This is a genomic window from Xanthomonas sp. NCPPB 3583 (assembly GCF_041475715.2).
GTDB classification, from domain to species: domain Bacteria; phylum Pseudomonadota; class Gammaproteobacteria; order Xanthomonadales; family Xanthomonadaceae; genus Xanthomonas; species Xanthomonas euvesicatoria.
In genome coordinates this window covers 1049521-1066389 of sequence record NZ_CM191263.1, presented here as the reverse complement: position 1 = coordinate 1066389, position 16869 = coordinate 1049521, and the positions used below count along the sequence as shown (strand labels likewise).

At 66.4% G+C, this 16869-nt stretch carries 16 protein-coding genes; 5 read left to right on the top strand and 11 right to left on the bottom strand.

Going from position 1 to position 16869, the window contains the following annotated elements:
* Positions 1-76: 76 nt before the first annotated feature.
* The 3 genes from ACCQ07_RS04690 to ACCQ07_RS04680 are packed head-to-tail and all read right to left on the bottom strand — an operon-like array spanning position 77 to position 2246.
* Positions 77-343, bottom strand: a complete 267-nt coding sequence (locus ACCQ07_RS04690; protein ID WP_008578150.1) for an acylphosphatase — start codon at positions 341-343, stop codon at positions 77-79.
* Positions 343-972 carry a TlpA family protein disulfide reductase gene (locus ACCQ07_RS04685; protein ID WP_014089478.1) on the bottom strand — a complete coding sequence of 210 codons (630 nt, stop codon included), beginning with the start codon at positions 970-972 and terminating at the stop codon, positions 343-345. The genes ACCQ07_RS04690 and ACCQ07_RS04685 overlap by 1 nt, the downstream gene beginning before the upstream one ends.
* Positions 969-2246 carry a YihY family inner membrane protein gene (locus ACCQ07_RS04680; RefSeq protein ID WP_008578148.1) on the bottom strand — a complete coding sequence of 426 codons (1278 nt, stop codon included), beginning with the start codon at positions 2244-2246 and terminating at the stop codon, positions 969-971. The genes ACCQ07_RS04685 and ACCQ07_RS04680 overlap by 4 nt, the downstream gene beginning before the upstream one ends.
* Before the next feature lie 111 nt (positions 2247-2357).
* Between ACCQ07_RS04680 and wrbA the strand changes: the two genes are divergently transcribed.
* Together wrbA and ACCQ07_RS04670 are read left to right on the top strand one after the other, a co-directional pair.
* Positions 2358-2954, top strand: coding sequence for an NAD(P)H:quinone oxidoreductase (gene wrbA / locus ACCQ07_RS04675; protein WP_014089477.1), 597 nt, complete (start codon positions 2358-2360; stop codon positions 2952-2954).
* Positions 2951-3295, top strand: coding sequence for a DUF2069 domain-containing protein (locus tag ACCQ07_RS04670; protein WP_008578146.1), 345 nt, complete (start codon positions 2951-2953; stop codon positions 3293-3295). The genes wrbA and ACCQ07_RS04670 overlap by 4 nt, the downstream gene beginning before the upstream one ends.
* 222 nt (positions 3296-3517) lie before the next feature.
* Here ACCQ07_RS04670 and ACCQ07_RS04665 read toward each other — a convergent pair whose 3' ends face one another.
* On the bottom strand, positions 3518-4738 hold the full coding sequence (locus ACCQ07_RS04665) for a glycoside hydrolase family 30 beta sandwich domain-containing protein (protein WP_014089476.1): 1221 nt from the start codon (positions 4736-4738) through the stop codon (positions 3518-3520).
* Positions 4739-5248: 510 nt separating this feature from the next.
* On the opposite strand from ACCQ07_RS04665, the gene ACCQ07_RS04660 reads away from it, so the two are divergent.
* Positions 5249-5734: an asparaginase domain-containing protein gene (locus ACCQ07_RS04660; RefSeq protein WP_008578144.1), complete on the top strand. Its 486-nt coding sequence runs from the start codon at positions 5249-5251 to the stop codon at positions 5732-5734.
* A gap of 4 nt (positions 5735-5738) precedes the next feature.
* Positions 5739-6212 (top strand): Cys-tRNA(Pro) deacylase, encoded by a 474-nt coding sequence (ybaK, locus tag ACCQ07_RS04655; protein ID WP_014089474.1) that lies wholly within the window; start codon positions 5739-5741, stop codon positions 6210-6212.
* Positions 6213-6410: 198 nt separating this feature from the next.
* On the opposite strand, the gene ACCQ07_RS04650 is transcribed toward ybaK, so the two are convergent.
* From ACCQ07_RS04650 to sufT, 5 genes are all read right to left on the bottom strand, one after another.
* On the bottom strand, positions 6411-8108 hold the full coding sequence (locus ACCQ07_RS04650; protein WP_372363837.1) for a S8 family peptidase: 1698 nt from the start codon (positions 8106-8108) through the stop codon (positions 6411-6413).
* 342 nt (positions 8109-8450) lie between these two features.
* Positions 8451-9860 carry a S8 family peptidase gene (locus tag ACCQ07_RS04645; protein WP_008578141.1) on the bottom strand — a complete coding sequence of 470 codons (1410 nt, stop codon included), beginning with the start codon at positions 9858-9860 and terminating at the stop codon, positions 8451-8453.
* A 258-nt stretch (positions 9861-10118) separates the two neighbouring features.
* Positions 10119-11852 (bottom strand): S8 family peptidase, encoded by a 1734-nt coding sequence (locus tag ACCQ07_RS04640; protein WP_055026671.1) that lies wholly within the window; start codon positions 11850-11852, stop codon positions 10119-10121.
* 307 nt (positions 11853-12159) lie between these two features.
* Positions 12160-13245, bottom strand: coding sequence for a branched-chain amino acid aminotransferase (locus ACCQ07_RS04635; RefSeq protein ID WP_372363836.1), 1086 nt, complete (start codon positions 13243-13245; stop codon positions 12160-12162).
* A 64-nt stretch (positions 13246-13309) separates the two neighbouring features.
* The gene (gene sufT / locus ACCQ07_RS04630; protein WP_003488784.1) at positions 13310-13864 is read right to left on the bottom strand and encodes a putative Fe-S cluster assembly protein SufT; all 555 of its coding nucleotides are present in this window, start codon (positions 13862-13864) and stop codon (positions 13310-13312) included.
* Positions 13865-14050: 186 nt separating this feature from the next.
* On the opposite strand from sufT, the gene ACCQ07_RS04625 reads away from it, so the two are divergent.
* On the top strand, positions 14051-14470 hold the full coding sequence (locus tag ACCQ07_RS04625) for a hypothetical protein (protein ID WP_014089469.1): 420 nt from the start codon (positions 14051-14053) through the stop codon (positions 14468-14470).
* 569 nt (positions 14471-15039) lie between these two features.
* Here the strand turns inward: ACCQ07_RS04625 and ACCQ07_RS04620 are convergent.
* Together ACCQ07_RS04620 and ACCQ07_RS04615 are read right to left on the bottom strand one after the other, a co-directional pair.
* A complete protein-coding gene (locus ACCQ07_RS04620) occupies positions 15040-16497 on the bottom strand; it encodes an NAD(P)(+) transhydrogenase (Re/Si-specific) subunit beta (RefSeq protein WP_071118843.1) in 1458 nt (485 codons plus the stop codon).
* Positions 16494-16799 (bottom strand): NAD(P) transhydrogenase subunit alpha part 2, encoded by a 306-nt coding sequence (locus tag ACCQ07_RS04615; RefSeq protein ID WP_008578134.1) that lies wholly within the window; start codon positions 16797-16799, stop codon positions 16494-16496. The genes ACCQ07_RS04620 and ACCQ07_RS04615 overlap by 4 nt, the downstream gene beginning before the upstream one ends.
* Positions 16800-16869 lie beyond the last annotated feature (70 nt).

Sequence of the window (16869 nt, the reverse complement as noted above, 5' to 3'; positions counted from 1 at the left end):
CGTGCACGCCTGATCGCGTTGACAAGGTTATCGGCGAGGCAACCCAACTCTGTTGCCCCGCTTCAGTGGCGCACGCTCACCCAGTTACAAAGTCTTCAGTCGGCGGAACCGCGCAGGCCGTGCGCGTGACCGCCGCGACCGTGGCGGCCGGCGGGCCCTGCCATAGCCATGCTTCCAAAGCGTCCAGCGCCGCCGCGCTACCGGCGGCGACCACTTCCACGCTGCCGTCGGCCTGGTTGCGGGCATGCCCGACCAGGCCGAGTGCGACTGCGCGCTGGCGGGTGGACGCGCGGTACCACACGCCCTGCACCACCCCGCTCACCACGAAACGCGCCGCCTGCATCAACCCGCCTTGCCGGTGATGCCGACGGCGGCCTCGATATCGCGTGCGGTCACCGGGCCAAGGAATTGCTTGGCGACCTTGCCGTCCGGGCCGATCAGGTAGGTCATCGGCAGGCCGCGCGGGGTGGCGAAGTCCTGTGGCGGCTGGTACGGGTCGAGGATGGCGATCGGGTACGACACCGGGTGGTCCTTCAAGAACGCCTGCATGTCGGCGCTGGTGATGTCTTCGTAGGCCAGACCCACCACCTCGACGGTGTCGCGCATGGTGTGCAGCGCCGACAGTTCGGGCATTTCCTTCAGGCACGGCGCACACCAGGTGGCCCAGAAATTCACCACCACCCATTTGCCGCGGTGCGCGGCCAGGTCGTAGGTCTCGCCGGTCACGGTCGGCAGCGAGAGCCTCGGCATCTGGGCGGTCTGCTGCACCACCGAGCTATTGGGCGGTGCAGCCGGGTCGGCCGGGGTGGCTGGGGTGGCTGGGGTGGCTGGCGTGGCTGGCGCCTGGGGCGTGGCGGCAGGCGCAGCGCCGTTGCCGGCAGCGGGAGTGGCCTCGCTGGCCGGCTTGCAGGCGCTCAGCAACAGCAGTGGCAACAGCAGCGCACAGGCGCTGCGGACAAGACGCACGGTCATGGAGGATCTCCGGGAAGGTGGGTGTAGAGGTCGCCGACCGGCTGCGCCAGCACGCTGCGCAAGGGTTGGCGCAGCTGTTCCAGCGCGGCGGCGGCGGCCTGGCCGTAGGCATCGTCGCGGCACGGCAACGGGCGGTCTTCGATCGGCACGCGCAGCTGGCAGTTTTCGTAGAGTTCGGCCAGCGGCACCACGTCAAGATCGCGCGCCAGCAGCCACTGCCCCCGCTCGTCGCGACGCAGCAGGCGGATGCGTTTGAGCTCGCACAGCAGTTCCTGCATCAGCGTGTCGGTGAGCATCGGCTCCAGCGCCAGGATGCGGTCTTCGTCCAGGCCATCGCCGTGGACGCGCGCCTGGCGGAACCGGCCGAGCAGACGCAGCAGGCCGTAGATCTCAAAGCCCGGCGGCAGCCGCATGGCCTCGGGCTGGTAGCGGAAGGCGGACATCGAGGAGGCCAGCGAGGCGCCCAGCAACACCGACACCCAGCTCAGGTAGATCCACAACAGCAGGATCGGCAGTGCCGACAGCGCGCCGTAGATGCGTTGGTAGGTCTGGAAATTACCCAGGTAAAAGCCAAACCCCCATTTGACGATTTCCATCAGGATCACCGCCAGCAGCGCGCCCGGCAGCGCATGCCGCAGCCGCACCACGTGCTGCGGCACCACGCGGTAGATCAGCACGATGCACACGAACTCCACCGCCATCGGCGCCAGCCGCCAGGCGAATTCGGCCAGCCACTGGCCTTCGGTGGTGCGGAACAGCGGCAGCGCGAACACGTAGGCCGCCATCGCCATGGAGGCGGCAGCCAGCATCGTGCCCAGCGTCAGCACCGTCCAGTAGATCAGGAAGCGCGTCACCTTGGGACGGGCGGCGGCAACCCGCCAGATGCTGTTGAAGGTTTGTTCGATGCTGTGCAGGGTGATCAGCAACGAGGCCACCAGCGCGACCATGCCGGCCACGGTGAACTTGCCCAGGTCTTCCAGCGAGCGATTGAGATAGTTCTGTACCGAGCGCGCCGCGCCCGGCACGAAATTGTTGAAGATGAAGTCGGTCAGCGCGTCCTTCCACTCGTTGAAGGCCGGAAACGCCGACAGCACGCCGAATACCACGATCGCCAATGGCACCAGCGCGAACACGGTGGTGTAGGCCAGCGAGGCGGCGGCCTGGAACAGCCGGTCGTCCAGGAAGCGGCGCCACAGAAAGCGCCCGAAACTCACCGTCCGCGCACGGTCGCGCAGACGTTCTTTCCATTGGTGGAGTTTGTTCACGCGCGACATCGCGCAAGGGTACCCGATGCGCCGTCATCGCGGCCTTGCCGCAGCTGCGGCGTGCAGCAACAGGCTGGCTTGGCCGATACTGCGGCAACTCACACAGGCGGCAACGACACGATGGCGGAGATTCTGGTGCTGTATTACAGCCGGGGCGGTTCGGTGGCGCGGCTGGCGCGGCAGATCGCACGCGGCATCGGCGAAGTGCCCGGCATGAGCGCGCGGCTGCGCACCGTCCCACCGGTGGCTGCGGTCACCCAGACCAGCGCCCCGCCGGTCCCGGACGAGGGCGCGCCCTATGTAGACCGCGCCGATCTGGCCGACTGCAGCGGCCTGCTGCTGGGCAGCCCCACCCGCTTCGGCAACATGGCCGCACCGATGAAGCATTTCCTCGACAGCCTGGGCGCCGAATGGGCCAGTGGCACCCTGGCTGGCAAACCGGCTGGCGTGTTCACCTCTACCGCGTCGATGCATGGCGGACAGGAATCCACCTTGCTGTCGATGCACCTGCCGCTGCTGCATCACGGTTGCCTGATCGTGGGGATTCCGTTTACCGAAGCTGCGCTCAGCCATACCACCAGTGGCGGCACGCCCTATGGCGCCAGCCATGTCTCCGGCGCTGGCGGCGACCCGCAACCGAGCGAGGACGAAGCGCTGCTGGCGCGTGCGCTGGGCCGCCGGGTGGCCGATGTCGCACAGCGGCTGGCAACCCCGTGAGCGTGCGCGCCACGCACTGGCTGCTGAGCGCTGCGCTGCTGGCGCTGGCGGCGTTGTTTGCGGTGTGGTTCCACGACGACCCGCGCCCACTGGCCGCGCTCATCGTGTTCGTGCTGCCGGCCGCGCTGACCGGTGTACTGGCAGTGCGCAGCGCGCGTGCGCGCTTCTGGGCCGGTGTGTTTGCGCTGGGCTGGTTCAGCCACGGCGTCATGGCCGCCTGGAGCCAGCCGCAGGCACGTGGAATGGCGTGGATGGAACTACTGCTCGCCCTGGCCGTGGTGGGCCTGGTAGGTGGTCCCGGCATGGCGGCGCGCTTGGGCAGGAAGCGCCCGCCACGTTGATCGGCGAGCCGATCAAACCGTAGGCGCAGCTGCGCGATGCAGCTGCGCATGCAGCTAGCCGAGGTGGTCAGCCGCGACTACCCCAAGGCAACCACGACACCAACTTCGATCATCGTCAGGCGAACGCGGCCGGCGATCAGGTGGCATGCACAGCCTGCACTCTGGCCCGAGCGCGCCGTCCACGCCACCTGACGAGGACGTGCGGCGTTTCGGCGGCCGCTGTCAGTTTCCGACCAGCGTGGCCACGCTCTGCGGGTCGACATACAGCGAGGTCTTGCCGTTGACCACGCTGTAGTTGCCGCCGAACCCGACATTGAGCGTGCTCGAGGTGCTGTATTTGGCGAACTGCGTGGCAGTGCCGGAGGGCAGCGTCAGGTCCAGCCGCTGATGGCCGCTGCCGGTGTTGACCGCCACCACCACCAACTTGTTGTCCGGCGTGCGGTAGGCGGTCACCGAGACATCGCTGTACGGGTGTTCGGTGGCGCCCACGCGCACCGACCCTGGCCGCACGAAGCGTGCGAACTGCGACATCGCATAGCCGCGTTTGCTCACCGCGCCGTTTTCGCTGATGAGCCCGTAGCTGCGCCGGATGTACCACCAGATGTAGGCGTTGAAATTGGCCGCCATGCTGGCGTGCAGTTCGCTGGCCACTCCCAGTGCCGACGGCCATGCGTTGCCATCGGTGTTGTCGGTGTAATGCTCGGTCATCCACACCTGCTTGCCCTTGCTACGCGCCAAGGCATAGTCGCGCGGCTTTGCGCCATACAGATGGCCGGCCACGATGGAGGTGGCCTGATTGGCAGTGGCGTTGTTGAGGACCGGGTCGGTGATGGAGAAGTTGAACCCCACCGACTCGCCGACGATGACCTTCAGGCTGCCGAACCTGCTGCCTTGACTCACGAGATAATTGACGAAGTCGCTGCTGCTCCAGTCGGCCGATTCGTAATCCGGGTGCCAATCCGGCTCGTTTTGCAGGGAAATCGCATACAGCGGCGCACCCTTGCCCGACATGTAATTGGCGAAATCCAGCAGGTGCTGGGTGTAGGCACCGTAATAGTTCGTCAGCAGCTTGCCGCCATTGGTCAGGCTGTTGTTGGACTTCATGTAGGCCGGTGGCGTCCAGGGGGTTGCGAACACCAGCCCGCCCAGCGCATGCACGCGCGTTGCCGTCGGCACCTGGGTGGCCCAGCCTGAGCTGGAGGGGTCGATGCGCATGCGCAGGATCGACAACCCGATCTGCCCGGTGCCGCTGCCATAAGCCAGATCCACCTGCGCCGGTGTCAGGTCGTTGATCCAGCCGGCGCCATTCATGCCGCCGAACCCGCGCACCGTCTGGTAGGTCTGCGTGGGCGTGATCGTCACCGTCTGCGCAGCGGCATGACCCGCCAGCAGCACAGCCATCGCGCAGGTAAGTGCGCGTAACATCGACAAGGACTTGTTCATGAGGCTCTCCGGGAAGGGAATGCCGACGGCATGCGTACCGACGGCTCGCCGACTATCGACCGCACAAATGTCAAGTCAATTTCCGTAATGTCTCTTTATTGAGTTCGTGACGTAGCACACGCACCCGGCGCAGCGGAGCGGTGCGTGGATCACACTGCGTTTTGCGCTGCGGCATGTGGAGGCTGGGCACGGGCAACGCTGAAGCAACGCGTTCAGTGGCAACTCCAGTTGCACGCTGACTTGGCGCAAGCACGCCATGGGCAGGGCTACGCCAGCCTGCACGACACCCGCTGCGCCTCGAACATGCAGGCACCCTTGGGCATGTCGGCGTGCGCCTGCGCCAGGCCATCTCAATCGGATGCAGCGCCGCCACATAGTCGGCAGCCAGGCGCCGGTCTCGCCCCCGCTGGTCTATCGCGATGGCTACCGTACTGCCAGCCCCCTGGCCGGGCGGTATCATGGCGGCCCGCGCGCGGCCTGCGCCGCGTTAGCCCTACAGGATCCACAGCAATGGAAGACCTCCTGATCGTCACCACCGGTGGCACGATCGACAAGATCTACTTCGACGACAAATCGGACTACCAGATCGGCGACCCGCAGATCGGACAGATTCTGAAAGAACTGGGCGTGACGTTTCGTTTTTCGGTGATTCCGATCATCCGCAAGGATTCGCTGCACATCACCGATGCCGACCGCGAACTGATCCGCGCCACCATCGCCGCCCAGCCCACCCGCCACGTGTTGATCACCCACGGCACCGATTCGATGGTGGAAACCGGCAAGGTGCTGCAGACGATCGCCGACAAGACCATCGTGATGACCGGCGCCTTGAATCCGGCGCGCTTTCGCGGCTCGGATGCCGAATTCAATATCGGTTGCGCCGTGGGCGCAGTGCAATCGCTGCCGTCGGGTGTTTATATCGCCATGAACGGCCGCATCTGGAATCCGCAAAAAGTGCGCAAGAACGTGGCCGCCAACCGCTTCGAATCGGTCTGAGTGCATGAGCAAGGCCACCCGCGCCACCAAGGCACTGGACGCGGCCGGCGTGGGTTATGTGCTGCATCCTTACGACTACCAGGCCGATGCCGATGCGAAGGGATTGCAGGCCGCACATGCGTTGGGCCTGCCGCCGCATACCGTGTTGAAGACATTGATGGCATGGGTCGACGACAAGGCGGTGTGCGTGGTGATTCCATGCGACCGCCGGGTGTCGTTGAAAAAACTGGCCAGCGCCTACGGTGGCAAGTCGGCACGCATGATGGACGTGGCCGATGCCGAACGGCGCACCGGCTACAAGGTCGGCGGTATCAGCCCGCTCGGCCAGCAACGGCAGGCGCCGGTGCTGGTCGAAATCACCGCGCTGGACGCACCGGCGTTGTGGATCAACGCCGGCCAGCGCGGACTGCTGCTGGAATTGCCCGGCACCCAACTGGTGCATGCACTCGCCGCACGCGCTTGCGCGCTGTGCGAGTGAACGCGTAGACGCAATGCGCGCATGCCGCTTGGCATGCGCGTGACGCGTTTGGGACTTAACTCACGCGATGCCTCTCGACGGACCGCTTGCGTATTTCGATCTTCCGCCAGTGTCTTCGCACTTCACCCATGCACCACTGCCGCACCACAACACCATGTCGCGTGTTTCGGCACGGCAACGACGCCGCGCCGGCACCACTCAGTACGCTGCGGTGACACTGACGCCGGAAAAGCCCAGCGTTGCCTTCAAGCGCACGTAATAGACGCCCGCGGACGGCGCGGCCAGCGTGCAGCTGTCGCCATTGCCCGGCAACATGCTGCGGCAGCTGTACGCCGCGTCGGTCGGTAACGCACCGGCCCGTACCGAAAGGTCGGCATTGCCGCTGCCACCGGCAAGCGCGACCTTGAGCGAACGTGTGCCGGCCGGCACATTGACCTGGTAATACAGCGAGTCGGAAAGCGCTGCGCTCAGCCCGGTGCGTGCCACATTCCTGGCCAAGGTGGTCGACTCGATCACCGCCGCCACCGCGCCATCGGCATTCACCAGCCCTGCCCCGCAGCCCTGCGTGCAGGCGACCGGCATGGGCCGCGCGCTGGACTTGAGCAGGGCTTTCACCGTTGCCGGCGGCAGCGGATTCAGGGCCACCGACTGCATCAACGCCACCACGCCAGCCACATGCGGCGCCGCCATCGAGGTGCCGCTGTACACCGCATATGCCGCATTGCCCGGTGCCGTGGTGCCGGTATTGAGCGTGGACACGATCGATTGCCCGGGCGCGGCGATATCCACGCCCTTGCCGAAGTTGGAGAAGCCGGCCTTGGCGCCGGCCGAGGTGGTGGCCGCCACGGCGATGACGTTGGCGCAATTGGCCGGCACGCTGGTGGAGACGTCCAGATTGCTGTTGCCGGCGGCCACGACCACCGCGCTGCCGCGCGTGACGGCTGCGGCGATGGCGTTGTTCAACGTCGCCGAACAGGTGCCCGCGCCACCCAACGACAGATTGATCACCGTGGCCGGATTCGGGTTGGCCGGCACGCCGGCGACCTTGCCGCCGGACGCCCACACGATCGCATCGGCGATATCGGACATGTAGCCGCCGCAGCGGCCCAGCACCCGCAACGGCAGGATCCTGGCGTTGAACGCGGTACCGACCACGCCCACCGCGTTATTGCCCACCGCCGCCACGATGCCGGCCACATGCGTGCCATGCCAACTGGAATTGGACGCCGACGCTCCGGGCCCGCATTCGTTGGCCGCGGCCCAGTCGCCCTGGTCGGCCGCGTTCGCATCGCGTGCCGTGCCATCGCGCGCCGTGGCCGGATCAACGATGAAGTCGTAGCCGGGCAGCACATTGGCTGCCAGGTCCGGATGATTGGTGATGCCGGTGTCGATCACCGCCACCACGATGCCCTTGCCGGTGGAACGGTCCCAGGCCGGACGGATGTTGAGGCTGGCGGCGGTCGCGCCCATCGCCCACTGCTGCGGCACGCCGGGGTCGTTGGGAACCAGCAGTGGCCGCATCAGGATGTCCACTTCCACGCGTTTGACCGCCGGGTCGGCGGCCAGGCGCCGCATCAGGCTTTCCGAATCCACGCGGTCCAGCTTGCGGTCGGCCACCAGCAACATCGGCCCGCCACTGAGCCGGCGCGTGGCCGACAGGCCCAGCGCCTTCCCGCGCGCTTGCGGCACGGCACGCGCGATGTCGCCCCATGGCGCAGACAACCCGGTCGCCCGGCCGCTGCCGACGCTGTTCTTGTAGCTGACGATGAAGCGCTGATGGGTGCTGCTGGAATTCAATCCTTGCAGACTGACCTCGCCAGCGGCGGCATGAAACGTGCAGGACAACGCACAGACGAATGCAACGCGGCGCAGTGCGCGCACTGAGTGATACGGCATGACTTCATCCCTCCCCAAGGATCTTGCAACCCGGTTGGCAACGCACTGAAGCCACTGCGCTGCGCCGTGCCCGTTGCGCGTGCATGCAGATGTTGCATGCCTCACGTGGGCTGGCTATCGGCGTGCTACCGGGCGCACTGAAGGCAGCCATGCCGTGCTGGCACGCGCTTCATTCAGCCAGCGCTGGCGGCCCTGGCCGGCGGTGCGGCCATTGCCGCTTCCCGAACGCACACTGCCCCGCGTAGAGCGGGGCAGTGCAGGTTTCAAAGCACCGACACCGGCGTCGGAAAAGACCCGACGCATTGCCGGCATCGCGCCGGCATCGCGGTCGTCGGCGCAGGTTTACGGGGTCTGGCTGACCGCGCCGGCCGCGTTGACGATGCCCGCGCCGCAGCCGCCCGAGCAGGCGCCCGGCAGCGGACGTGCGGTGTTCTTCAGCAGCGTTTCCACCGCCGCAGGCGTCAGCGGACGGCTGGCGACCGACTGCACCAGCGCCACCACGCCGGCCACGTGCGGGGCCGCCATCGAGGTGCCGTTGTAGCTGGCGTAGCTGGCCGAACCCGGCGTGGTGGTGCCGCTGTTCAAGGTCGACAGGATCGCCGAACCCGGCGCGGAGATATCGATGCCGGTGCCGTAGTTGGAGAAGCTCGAACGCGCGCCGGCCGAGGTGATCGATGCCACCGAAATCACGTTGGCGCAGCTGGCCGGGGTGAAGTTGGCCACGTTGGCATTGCTGTTGCCGGCCGCCACCACCACGGTGGTGCCGCGCGACACCGCGCTGTTGATGGCGTTCTGGTAACTGCTCGAGCAGCTGCCGCTGCCGCCCAGCGACATGTTGATCACTTCGGCCGGGTTGGCATTGGCCGGCACGCCGGACACGGTGCCACCCGAGGCCCACACGATCGCATCGACGATATCGGAGGTCGCGCCGCCGCATGCGCCCAGCGCACGAATCGGCACGATGCGCGCGTTGAACGCGGTACCGGCCACGCCGGTGCTGTTGTTGGTGACCGCCGCGATGGTACCGGCCACATGGGTGCCGTGCCAGCTGGAATTGGCGGCCGACGTACCGCTGCCGCACTGGCCGGCCGTGGTCCAGTCACCCTGGTCGGCCGGATTGCTGTCACGCCCGTTGTTGTCGCGTGCACGCGTGGCATCGCTGATGAAGTCGTAACCCGGCAGCACGTTGGCGTTGAGGTCCGGATGGCTGGTGATGCCGGTGTCGATCACGGCCACCACCACGCCGGTGCCGGTGGCGGTATCCCAGGCCGGGCGCACGTTGATGCTGGAGGAAGAGGTACCGAAGCCCCACTGCTCGGACAGGCGCGTGTCGTTGGGAGTCAGCACCGGGTACATGATCTGGTCCACTTCCACGTAGTCCACGCTGGGGTCGGCGGCGATGCGGCGCATCAGGGTTTCGGCGTCGGCGCGGTCCAGGCCACGATCGGTCTTGAGCACTTCCGAACCCAGCGCCGTGCGGCGCACGTGGTTCAGGCCCAGCGCACGGCCGGCGCGTGCCGGCATCGCGCCGGCAACCGAATTGAGCGATGCGCGCATCGAGGTCGGGCTGACCGCCGCACTGGAACCGTCTTTGTATTTGACGATGAAGCGGTCCAGGGTGGGCTGCGAGTCCAACCCGGACAGATTGACCTGACCGGCAAACGCCGGCACGGCCAGCAGCGAGGTCAGCGCGGAAACACCCAGGACTACCAGCGCGCGCGTGGGCGCACGACGTTGCGACACATTGGACATCGATCGTTCCTTATTGGAGAGGTACCGCAGCTGCGGCGAGAGGGCCGGCCCGTTGCCGCACGCTGCGGTTCGGAGCCGGAACTGCACGGGCGCCAGGCCCGTCGGGGCGACTGGCCGGTGTCCATTCCGGCCAAGCGGCAACACGTCGCCTGCGCCTGCCGAAACGGCAGACCTGGGCGAGGTATCGCAGATGGGGTTGAAGCGAGGAAGGCGCGTTCCCTGGCGGTCATGCCAGGGAACGCGTGCAGCGATCCAGCGTCAGTAGCTGGCGGTCAGGGTCACGCCGGAGAACGTGCTGTAAGCCTTGATCCGCACGTAATAGGTTCCCGACGGCGAGGTGATGTTGCAGGTTTCGGCATTGCCATCGAGATACGGACGGCAGGCATAGACGGTGTCGGTGGGCGCGCTACCGGCCCGCACGTACAGGTCTGCATCGCCGCTGCCGCCGCTGGTGGTCACCGTCAGCGTGCCGCTGCCGGCCGGCACCGTGATGGTGTAGTTCAACTCCGCGCCCGTGGCTGCACCCAGGCCGGTCACCGGCGTGCCGTTGGTCAAGGTGTTGCCGGTTCCGCCACCACCACCGCCACTGCTGCCGGCGATGGCCGCCGTCACCGCCGCATCGGCATCGACGATGCCCGCACCGCAACCGCCCGAACAGGCGCCCGGCAAGGCGCGTGCGGTGTTCTTCAGCAGTGTTTCCACTGCGGCAGGCGTCAACGTGGTGGGCGCCACCGACTGCACCAGCGCAACAACGCCGGCCACATGCGGCGCCGCCATCGAGGTGCCGTTGTACGAAGCGTAGCTGGCGTTGCCCGGCGTGGTGGTACCGCTGTTGAGCGTGGACAGGATCCCCGACCCTGGCGCGGAGACGTCGATCCCGCTGCCGTAGTTGGAATAGCTGGCCTTGGCACCGGCCGAGGTCGTGGCCGCCACTGCGATCACGTTGGCGCAGTTGGCCGGCAACGAACCGGACACGTTGGCGGCACTGTTGCCGGCCGCCACCACCACCGTGGTACCGCGCGAGACGGCGCCGTTGATTGCGCTCTGCATCGTGGACGAACAGGTGCCACCGCCGCCCAGCGACATGTTGATGACTTCGGCCGCGTTGGGATTGGCCGGCACACCGCTGACGGTGCCGCCGGAGGCCCAAATGATGGCATCGGCGATGTCCGACAGCGAACCGCCGCAACGGCCCAGCACGCGGACCGGCACCACCTTGGCGTTGAACGCGGTACCGGCCACGCCGGTGGTGTTGTTGGTCACCGCCGCCACCGTGCCGGCGACATGGGTGCCGTGCCAGCTGGAATTGGACGTGGCGCACCCACTGGTCGAGTTCCAGTCGCCTTCGTCGGCAGGATTGTTGTCGCGCCCATTGCCGTCGCGCGCGGCGGTGGCATCGCTGATGAAGTCGTAGCCGGGCAGGATGTTGGCGTCGAGGTCGGGGTGGCTGACGATGCCGGTGTCGATCACCGCAACCACGACGTTGGCACCGGTGGCCTTGTCCCAGGCCGGGCGGATGTTGAGCCCGGCGTTGGTGGTGCCGAAGGCCCATTGCTCGGACAGGCGGCTGTCGTTGGGGGTCAGCGTGGGGTACAGCATCTGGTCCACTTCCACGCTTTGCACGTTGGGGTCGGCGGCCAGCTGGCGCATCAGGGTTTCGGCTTCGGCACGATCCAGCGCGCGGTCGGCCTGAATCAGCTCCGGTCCCACGGCCAGACGACGCACGCTGTTCAAGCCCAGCGGCTTGCCGGCCTTGGCCGGCAACGCACGTGCAGCGGTGCGCAACGAGGTGGTCAACACACTGGGGCTGCTCAGGGCGCTACTGCCGTCCTTGTAGGTCACGATGAACTTCTGGTGGGTCTGCGCGGTGGCCAGGCCACCCAGGTAGACATCGCCGGCAAATGCCGGCGTTGCCAGCGACAGCGAGGTAAGTGCCGAAGCACCCAGGATGCAGAGCGCACGGTGGCGCGGACGAAACGACGCGTTAGACATCGAATTCCCTTCCAGTCAAGAGAACCGCCGAAGCGGTAGTTCCGAAACCGTCGCGATGGCGACTGGCCCAGTGCCCCGGACCGCCCCTGTTATCGATCCGTTCAGCGAACCTATCCCAAAGAAACCGAACTGGACAATACGGAGTTGGTAATTTTCGAAATCAAAATGTCATTGCGTGACTTCAATCACACTTGACTCATGCTGAATTCGACCGGTTCCCAGGCGAAAAAGGGTCTTTTTGCTGTTACGCAAACAAAAAGGCCCCCGTGCTGACACACGGAGGCCATTGTTTGACGAATATGTCTGCTTACGACAAACGCACCAACCACCCGTGGCGGTCCGGCACGCGGCCGTACTGGATATCGGTCAGTTCCTGGCGCAGCGACATGGTCACCTCGCCCGCCGGCGCGGACAGATCGCCCACCGCGAACCCCTCGCCCTTCAGCTCGCCGATGGGGGTCACCACCGCCGCGGTACCGCAGGCAAACACCTCGGTGATCTCGCCCGAGGCCACGCCCTGCTTCCATTCGTCGATGGCGACCTTGCGCTCGATCACCTGCATGCCACGGTCGCGGGCCAGTTGCAGGATGCTGTCGCGGGTGATGCCTTCCAGGATGCTGCCGGACAGTTCCGGGGTCACCAACCTGCCGTCCTTGTAGACCAGGAACACGTTCATGCCACCGAGTTCTTCGATGTACTTGCCTTCCACCGGGTCCAGGAACAACACCTGCGAGCAGCCCTGGGCATAGGCCTTCTGCTGCGGCAACAGCGAGGCGGCGTAGTTGCCGCCGCACTTGGCCGCACCGGTGCCGCCCTTGGCCGCACGTGCGTACTCGGTGGACAACCAGATCGATACCGGTGCCACGCCCTTGGCGAAATACGGGCCGGCCGGGCTGGCGATCACGTAGTACGACGCCTTGTGCGCCGCACGCACGCCCAGGAAGGCCTCATCGGCAATCATGAACGGGCGGAAATACAGGCTGGTCTCCGGCGCCGACGGCACCCAATTGCCGTCCACGGCGACCAGCTGACGCAGCGATTCGACGAACAGGTCCACCGGCAATTCCGGCAGCGCCAGACGGCGCGCCGACCGCTGCAGGCGCTCGCCGTTGGCTTGCGGACGGAAGGTCCAGATCGAGCCGTCGGCGTGCCGGTAGGCCTTGATGCCTTCGAAGATCTCCTGGCCGTAATGCAGCACCGACGCTGCCGGATCCAGCTGCAGCGGGCCGTACGCGCGCACTTGCGCGTCGTGCCAGCCCTGCTCGTTGTTCCAGGAGATGGCGACCATGTGGTCGGTGAAATGCAGCCCGAAACCGGGTGCGGCCAGGATCACGGACAATTCGTCGGCGCTGCGCGGCGACGGAGAACGGGTGGAAGCGAAGGACACGGACACCGGGAGATTCCTGTATGGCGGGCGAAAGGACGCAGCGCCACATCGTGGACATGGCGCGTGACGATCAGAGCATGCCGGTCTCGAGACGGGCCGCTTCGGACATCATATGCCGGCCCCACGGCGGGTCGAACACCAGCTCGACGTCGGCCTCGGCGATGGTCGGGATCATCTCGACCTTGCTGCGCACATCGTCGACCAGGATTTCGCCCATCCCGCAACCGGGCGCGGTCAGGGTCATCTTGACGTCGACCCGGCGCTGGTCGTCTTCCTCGCGATGGCTGACCACCGCCTCGTAGACCAGGCCCAGATCGACGATATTGAAGGGAATTTCCGGGTCGAAACAGGTGCGCAGCTGCTGCCACACCAGCGCTTCCACCTCTTCGTCGCTGGCATTGGCGGGCAGTTCCAGCCCCGGCGGCGGCTCCTTGCCGATCGCATCGCCGTCCTTGCCGGCAATGCGGAACAGATTGCCTTCGACAAAGACGGTATAGCTGCCACCCAGCGCCTGGGTGATATAGCCGTAACTGCCTGCGGGCAGGGTCACCGAATCGCCCTGCGGCACCATGACGGCATCGCAATCGCGTTCGAACTGGACGGGTTCGCTGCTACGGGAATACATGGGCTGGATATGGGGCCGCGCAGGTCGCGCGCAAGTCGGCCATTCTAGCCGACCACGACGCCACCGCCGCCGGCCACCGCGCCAGCCGGGAACGACGCTGCATTCCATCAGCCGCACTGTCGTGGCGTGGCGTGCGTCGCAAAGGCCGGCGCGCGCTCTATCATGTGCGCACTGTCAGGAGCTCCAATGCCGCCCACCACCGCGTCCGCCAGAACGGCCCACTGGCTCTGGCCCCCGCTCCTGTTGCTGGGATGCGTCACCGCCCTCATCGCCTGGCTGCTCATCGCCCTGGCCCTGGGCAACCAGGCCGGCTGGATGGCCGTGGTCGCAGCACTGGAGATCGTCTGGATGCTGCGCCTGGGCACCCTGCATGCAGGCCGCCTGCGCATCGGCGTGGCCATGGTGGCGACGGCGCTGATCATCGCGGGCGCCAACTGGGGCATCGCCTCGGCGCAACTGGGCGGACCGCTGGGCCTGGACCCGTGGACCTCGGCACAGAAGATGGGCACCGGCCTGGCCTGGACGCTGCTGCAACTGGCCAACAACGGCTTCGACTTGCTGTGCTACGCCGCCGCACTGTTGGTGGCGTGGTGGGCGGCGCGTTGAGCCAGGCGCGATTGTTTCAGTAGCCAACATCGCACGTCGTTGAAGCTGACGCGTCAGCTGCACAGATTCGAGCGCCGGTGCTCGTCAAGCGCCATCGCTCCCATCAGAGATGCATGGGAAGCGCTGCGCGTTTGCCGCAGGACCCGTGCCCGCCCGCCATCGCGAGACACGCTGCAAGTACGTCCTGGTAAGCTCCTTGGCGGCATCCATGCCGCCAAGGGTCCCGCGACGGTGGGCGGGCAAGGACCAGTCACGTTGGTCGGGGTGCGTAGCGTTCAAAAGAGCAGCTCGCAAACTGTCCAACCCGGTGCCTTTGTTCTTGAACGAGGCAATCAGCAAACTGTCTGGCGCGGTGCCCTGGCCGATTGCGGGACCGTTGGCGGCATCGATGCCGCCATCGAGCCTCCAGGCACGGATTGACGGCGTGTCCCGCAAGCGGTGAGGGCACCGCGCCTTCGACTAACCCTGGCGTTGATCCGCACGTGTAAGCGCCCCCCTGTAACGCAACAGGACACGACCGACCGTGCGTTGCCTCAAGCATCCGAGCGCGCCTGACGACACACCAGCACTCAATGCCCGCCGCCATCCAGCGCTTTCAATTCGCTCACCAGCGCACCAGCGGCTTCTGCTCCATCGCCGTACAACATGCGCGTGTTGTCGGCGTAGAACAGCGCATTCTCGATGCCTGCAAAGCCCGTCCCCTTGCCGCGCTTGATCACCACCGTGTTGCGCGAATTGACCACGTCCAGAATCGGCATGCCGTAGATCGGGCTGGCCGGATCGGTTTTGGCAACCGGATTGACCACGTCGTTGGCACCGATCACCAACGACACGTCGGTGCTGGCAAATTCCGGATTGATGTCGTCCATGTCGGCGATCAGATCGTAGGGCACACCTGCCTCGGCCAGCAGCACGTTCATGTGCCCGGGCATGCGCCCGGCGACCGGATGGATCGCAAACTTCACCTTGACCCCGCGCGCCATCAAGCGCTGCGCCAGCTCCCAGATCTTGTGCTGTGCCTGCGCCACTGCCATGCCATAGCCGGGCACGATCACCACCCGCTCGGCAAAGGCCATCATCGCCGCCACATCGCCGGCCTCGATCGGCTTCTGCACACCGCTGATTTCCTGCGCCTGCCCGCCACCGCCGAAGTTGGAAAACAGCACGCCGCCGATCGGCCGATTCATCGCCTTGGCCATCAACCGCGTCAGCAAGATGCCGGCGGCGCCGACCATCATGCCGGCGATGATCAATGCCTCATTGCCGAGCACATAGCCCTCGAACGCCACCGCCAGCCCGGTAAACGCGTTGTAGAGCGAAATCACCACCGGCATGTCGGCACCGCCGATCGGTAGCGTCATCAGCACGCCCAAGGCCAACGCCACCACGAAGAACGCAATGATCGCCAACGGCTGCAGACTGCTCGCCGCCCAGACGGCCAGGGCCAGCACCGCCACGGCCACCACCAGATTGAACACCTGTTGACCGGGGAAGGTCACCCGCCGGTCCAGCCGGCCGTCGAGCTTGGCCCACGCGATGACCGACCCCGACAGCGACACCGCCCCGATCGCCGAACCGATCACCGCCAGCACCACCGTGGTGGTGTCCGGCTGCCGCGCCGCCAGCTGCGCAATCGCCTGCGCGCTCCAGTGCGCCGTGTCGCGATTGGCGAAGAACGAAAACCGCAGCAGCTCCACTGCACCGATCGCCGCCGCCGAGCCGCCGCCCATGCCGTTGTACAGCGCCACCATCTGCGGCATGTCGGTGATGGCGACCTTCCTGGCCGACCCCCACGCCACGCCGGTGCCGATCGCCAATGCCGCCAGGATCAGCGGCACGTTGTGCAGCTCGGGCAGGAAGAACGTGGCCACGGTGGCGATCAACATGCCCAGCCCGGCCCAGCGGATGCCGCTGCGCGCGCTCAATGGAGACGCCATGCGCTGCAGGCCGAGCAGGAACAAGGTCGCTGCCACCAGATAGCTCGACTTCACCAGCCACGACAGCAATTCGGCAATAGACACGTTCATGGCGCATCCCCGCCCGGCGGCTTCTTGCTGGACTTGAACATCTCCAGCATTCGCTCGGTCACCACATAACCGCCCGCTGCGTTGCCCGCGCCCAGCGCCACTGCGACAAATCCCAGCGCTTTTTCCAGTGTGGTGTCGGCATGCCCCAGCACCACCATCGCCCCGATCAACACGATGCCGTGGATGAAGTTGGAACCGGACATCAGCGGCGTATGCAGGATCACCGGCACCCGCGAGATGATCACATGGCCGGCGATGGCCGCCAGCATGAAGATGTACAGCGCTACGAATCCGTCGCTCATCGTCTCTGGCTCCACTGGCCGGTGCGGCCCGCCGATCATACCCACGCCACGCCCGTGCGGGCGCCTGTCA

Bases quoted from the DNA above. Each gene is read 5' to 3' on its own strand.
- ACCQ07_RS04660 (WP_008578144.1), top strand. From the start codon at position 5,249: ATGGAAGACCTCCTGATCGTCACCACCGGTGGCACGATCGACAAGATC.
- ACCQ07_RS04615 (WP_008578134.1), bottom strand. From the start codon at position 16,799: ATGAGCGACGGATTCGTAGCGCTGTACATCTTCATGCTGGCGGCCATC.
- ACCQ07_RS04680 (WP_008578148.1), bottom strand. From the start codon at position 2,246: ATGTCGCGCGTGAACAAACTCCACCAATGGAAAGAACGTCTGCGCGAC.
- ACCQ07_RS04650 (WP_372363837.1), bottom strand. From the start codon at position 8,108: ATGCCGTATCACTCAGTGCGCGCACTGCGCCGCGTTGCATTCGTCTGT.
- ACCQ07_RS04625 (WP_014089469.1), top strand. From the start codon at position 14,051: ATGCCGCCCACCACCGCGTCCGCCAGAACGGCCCACTGGCTCTGGCCC.
- ACCQ07_RS04685 (WP_014089478.1), bottom strand. From the start codon at position 972: ATGACCGTGCGTCTTGTCCGCAGCGCCTGTGCGCTGCTGTTGCCACTG.
- ACCQ07_RS04620 (WP_071118843.1), bottom strand. From the start codon at position 16,497: ATGAACGTGTCTATTGCCGAATTGCTGTCGTGGCTGGTGAAGTCGAGC.
- sufT (WP_003488784.1), bottom strand. From the start codon at position 13,864: ATGTATTCCCGTAGCAGCGAACCCGTCCAGTTCGAACGCGATTGCGAT.
- wrbA (WP_014089477.1), top strand. From the start codon at position 2,358: ATGGCGGAGATTCTGGTGCTGTATTACAGCCGGGGCGGTTCGGTGGCG.
- ACCQ07_RS04640 (WP_055026671.1), bottom strand. From the start codon at position 11,852: ATGTCTAACGCGTCGTTTCGTCCGCGCCACCGTGCGCTCTGCATCCTG.
- ybaK (WP_014089474.1), top strand. From the start codon at position 5,739: ATGAGCAAGGCCACCCGCGCCACCAAGGCACTGGACGCGGCCGGCGTG.
- ACCQ07_RS04665 (WP_014089476.1), bottom strand. From the start codon at position 4,738: ATGAACAAGTCCTTGTCGATGTTACGCGCACTTACCTGCGCGATGGCT.
- ACCQ07_RS04690 (WP_008578150.1), bottom strand. From the start codon at position 343: ATGCAGGCGGCGCGTTTCGTGGTGAGCGGGGTGGTGCAGGGCGTGTGG.
- ACCQ07_RS04645 (WP_008578141.1), bottom strand. From the start codon at position 9,860: ATGTCCAATGTGTCGCAACGTCGTGCGCCCACGCGCGCGCTGGTAGTC.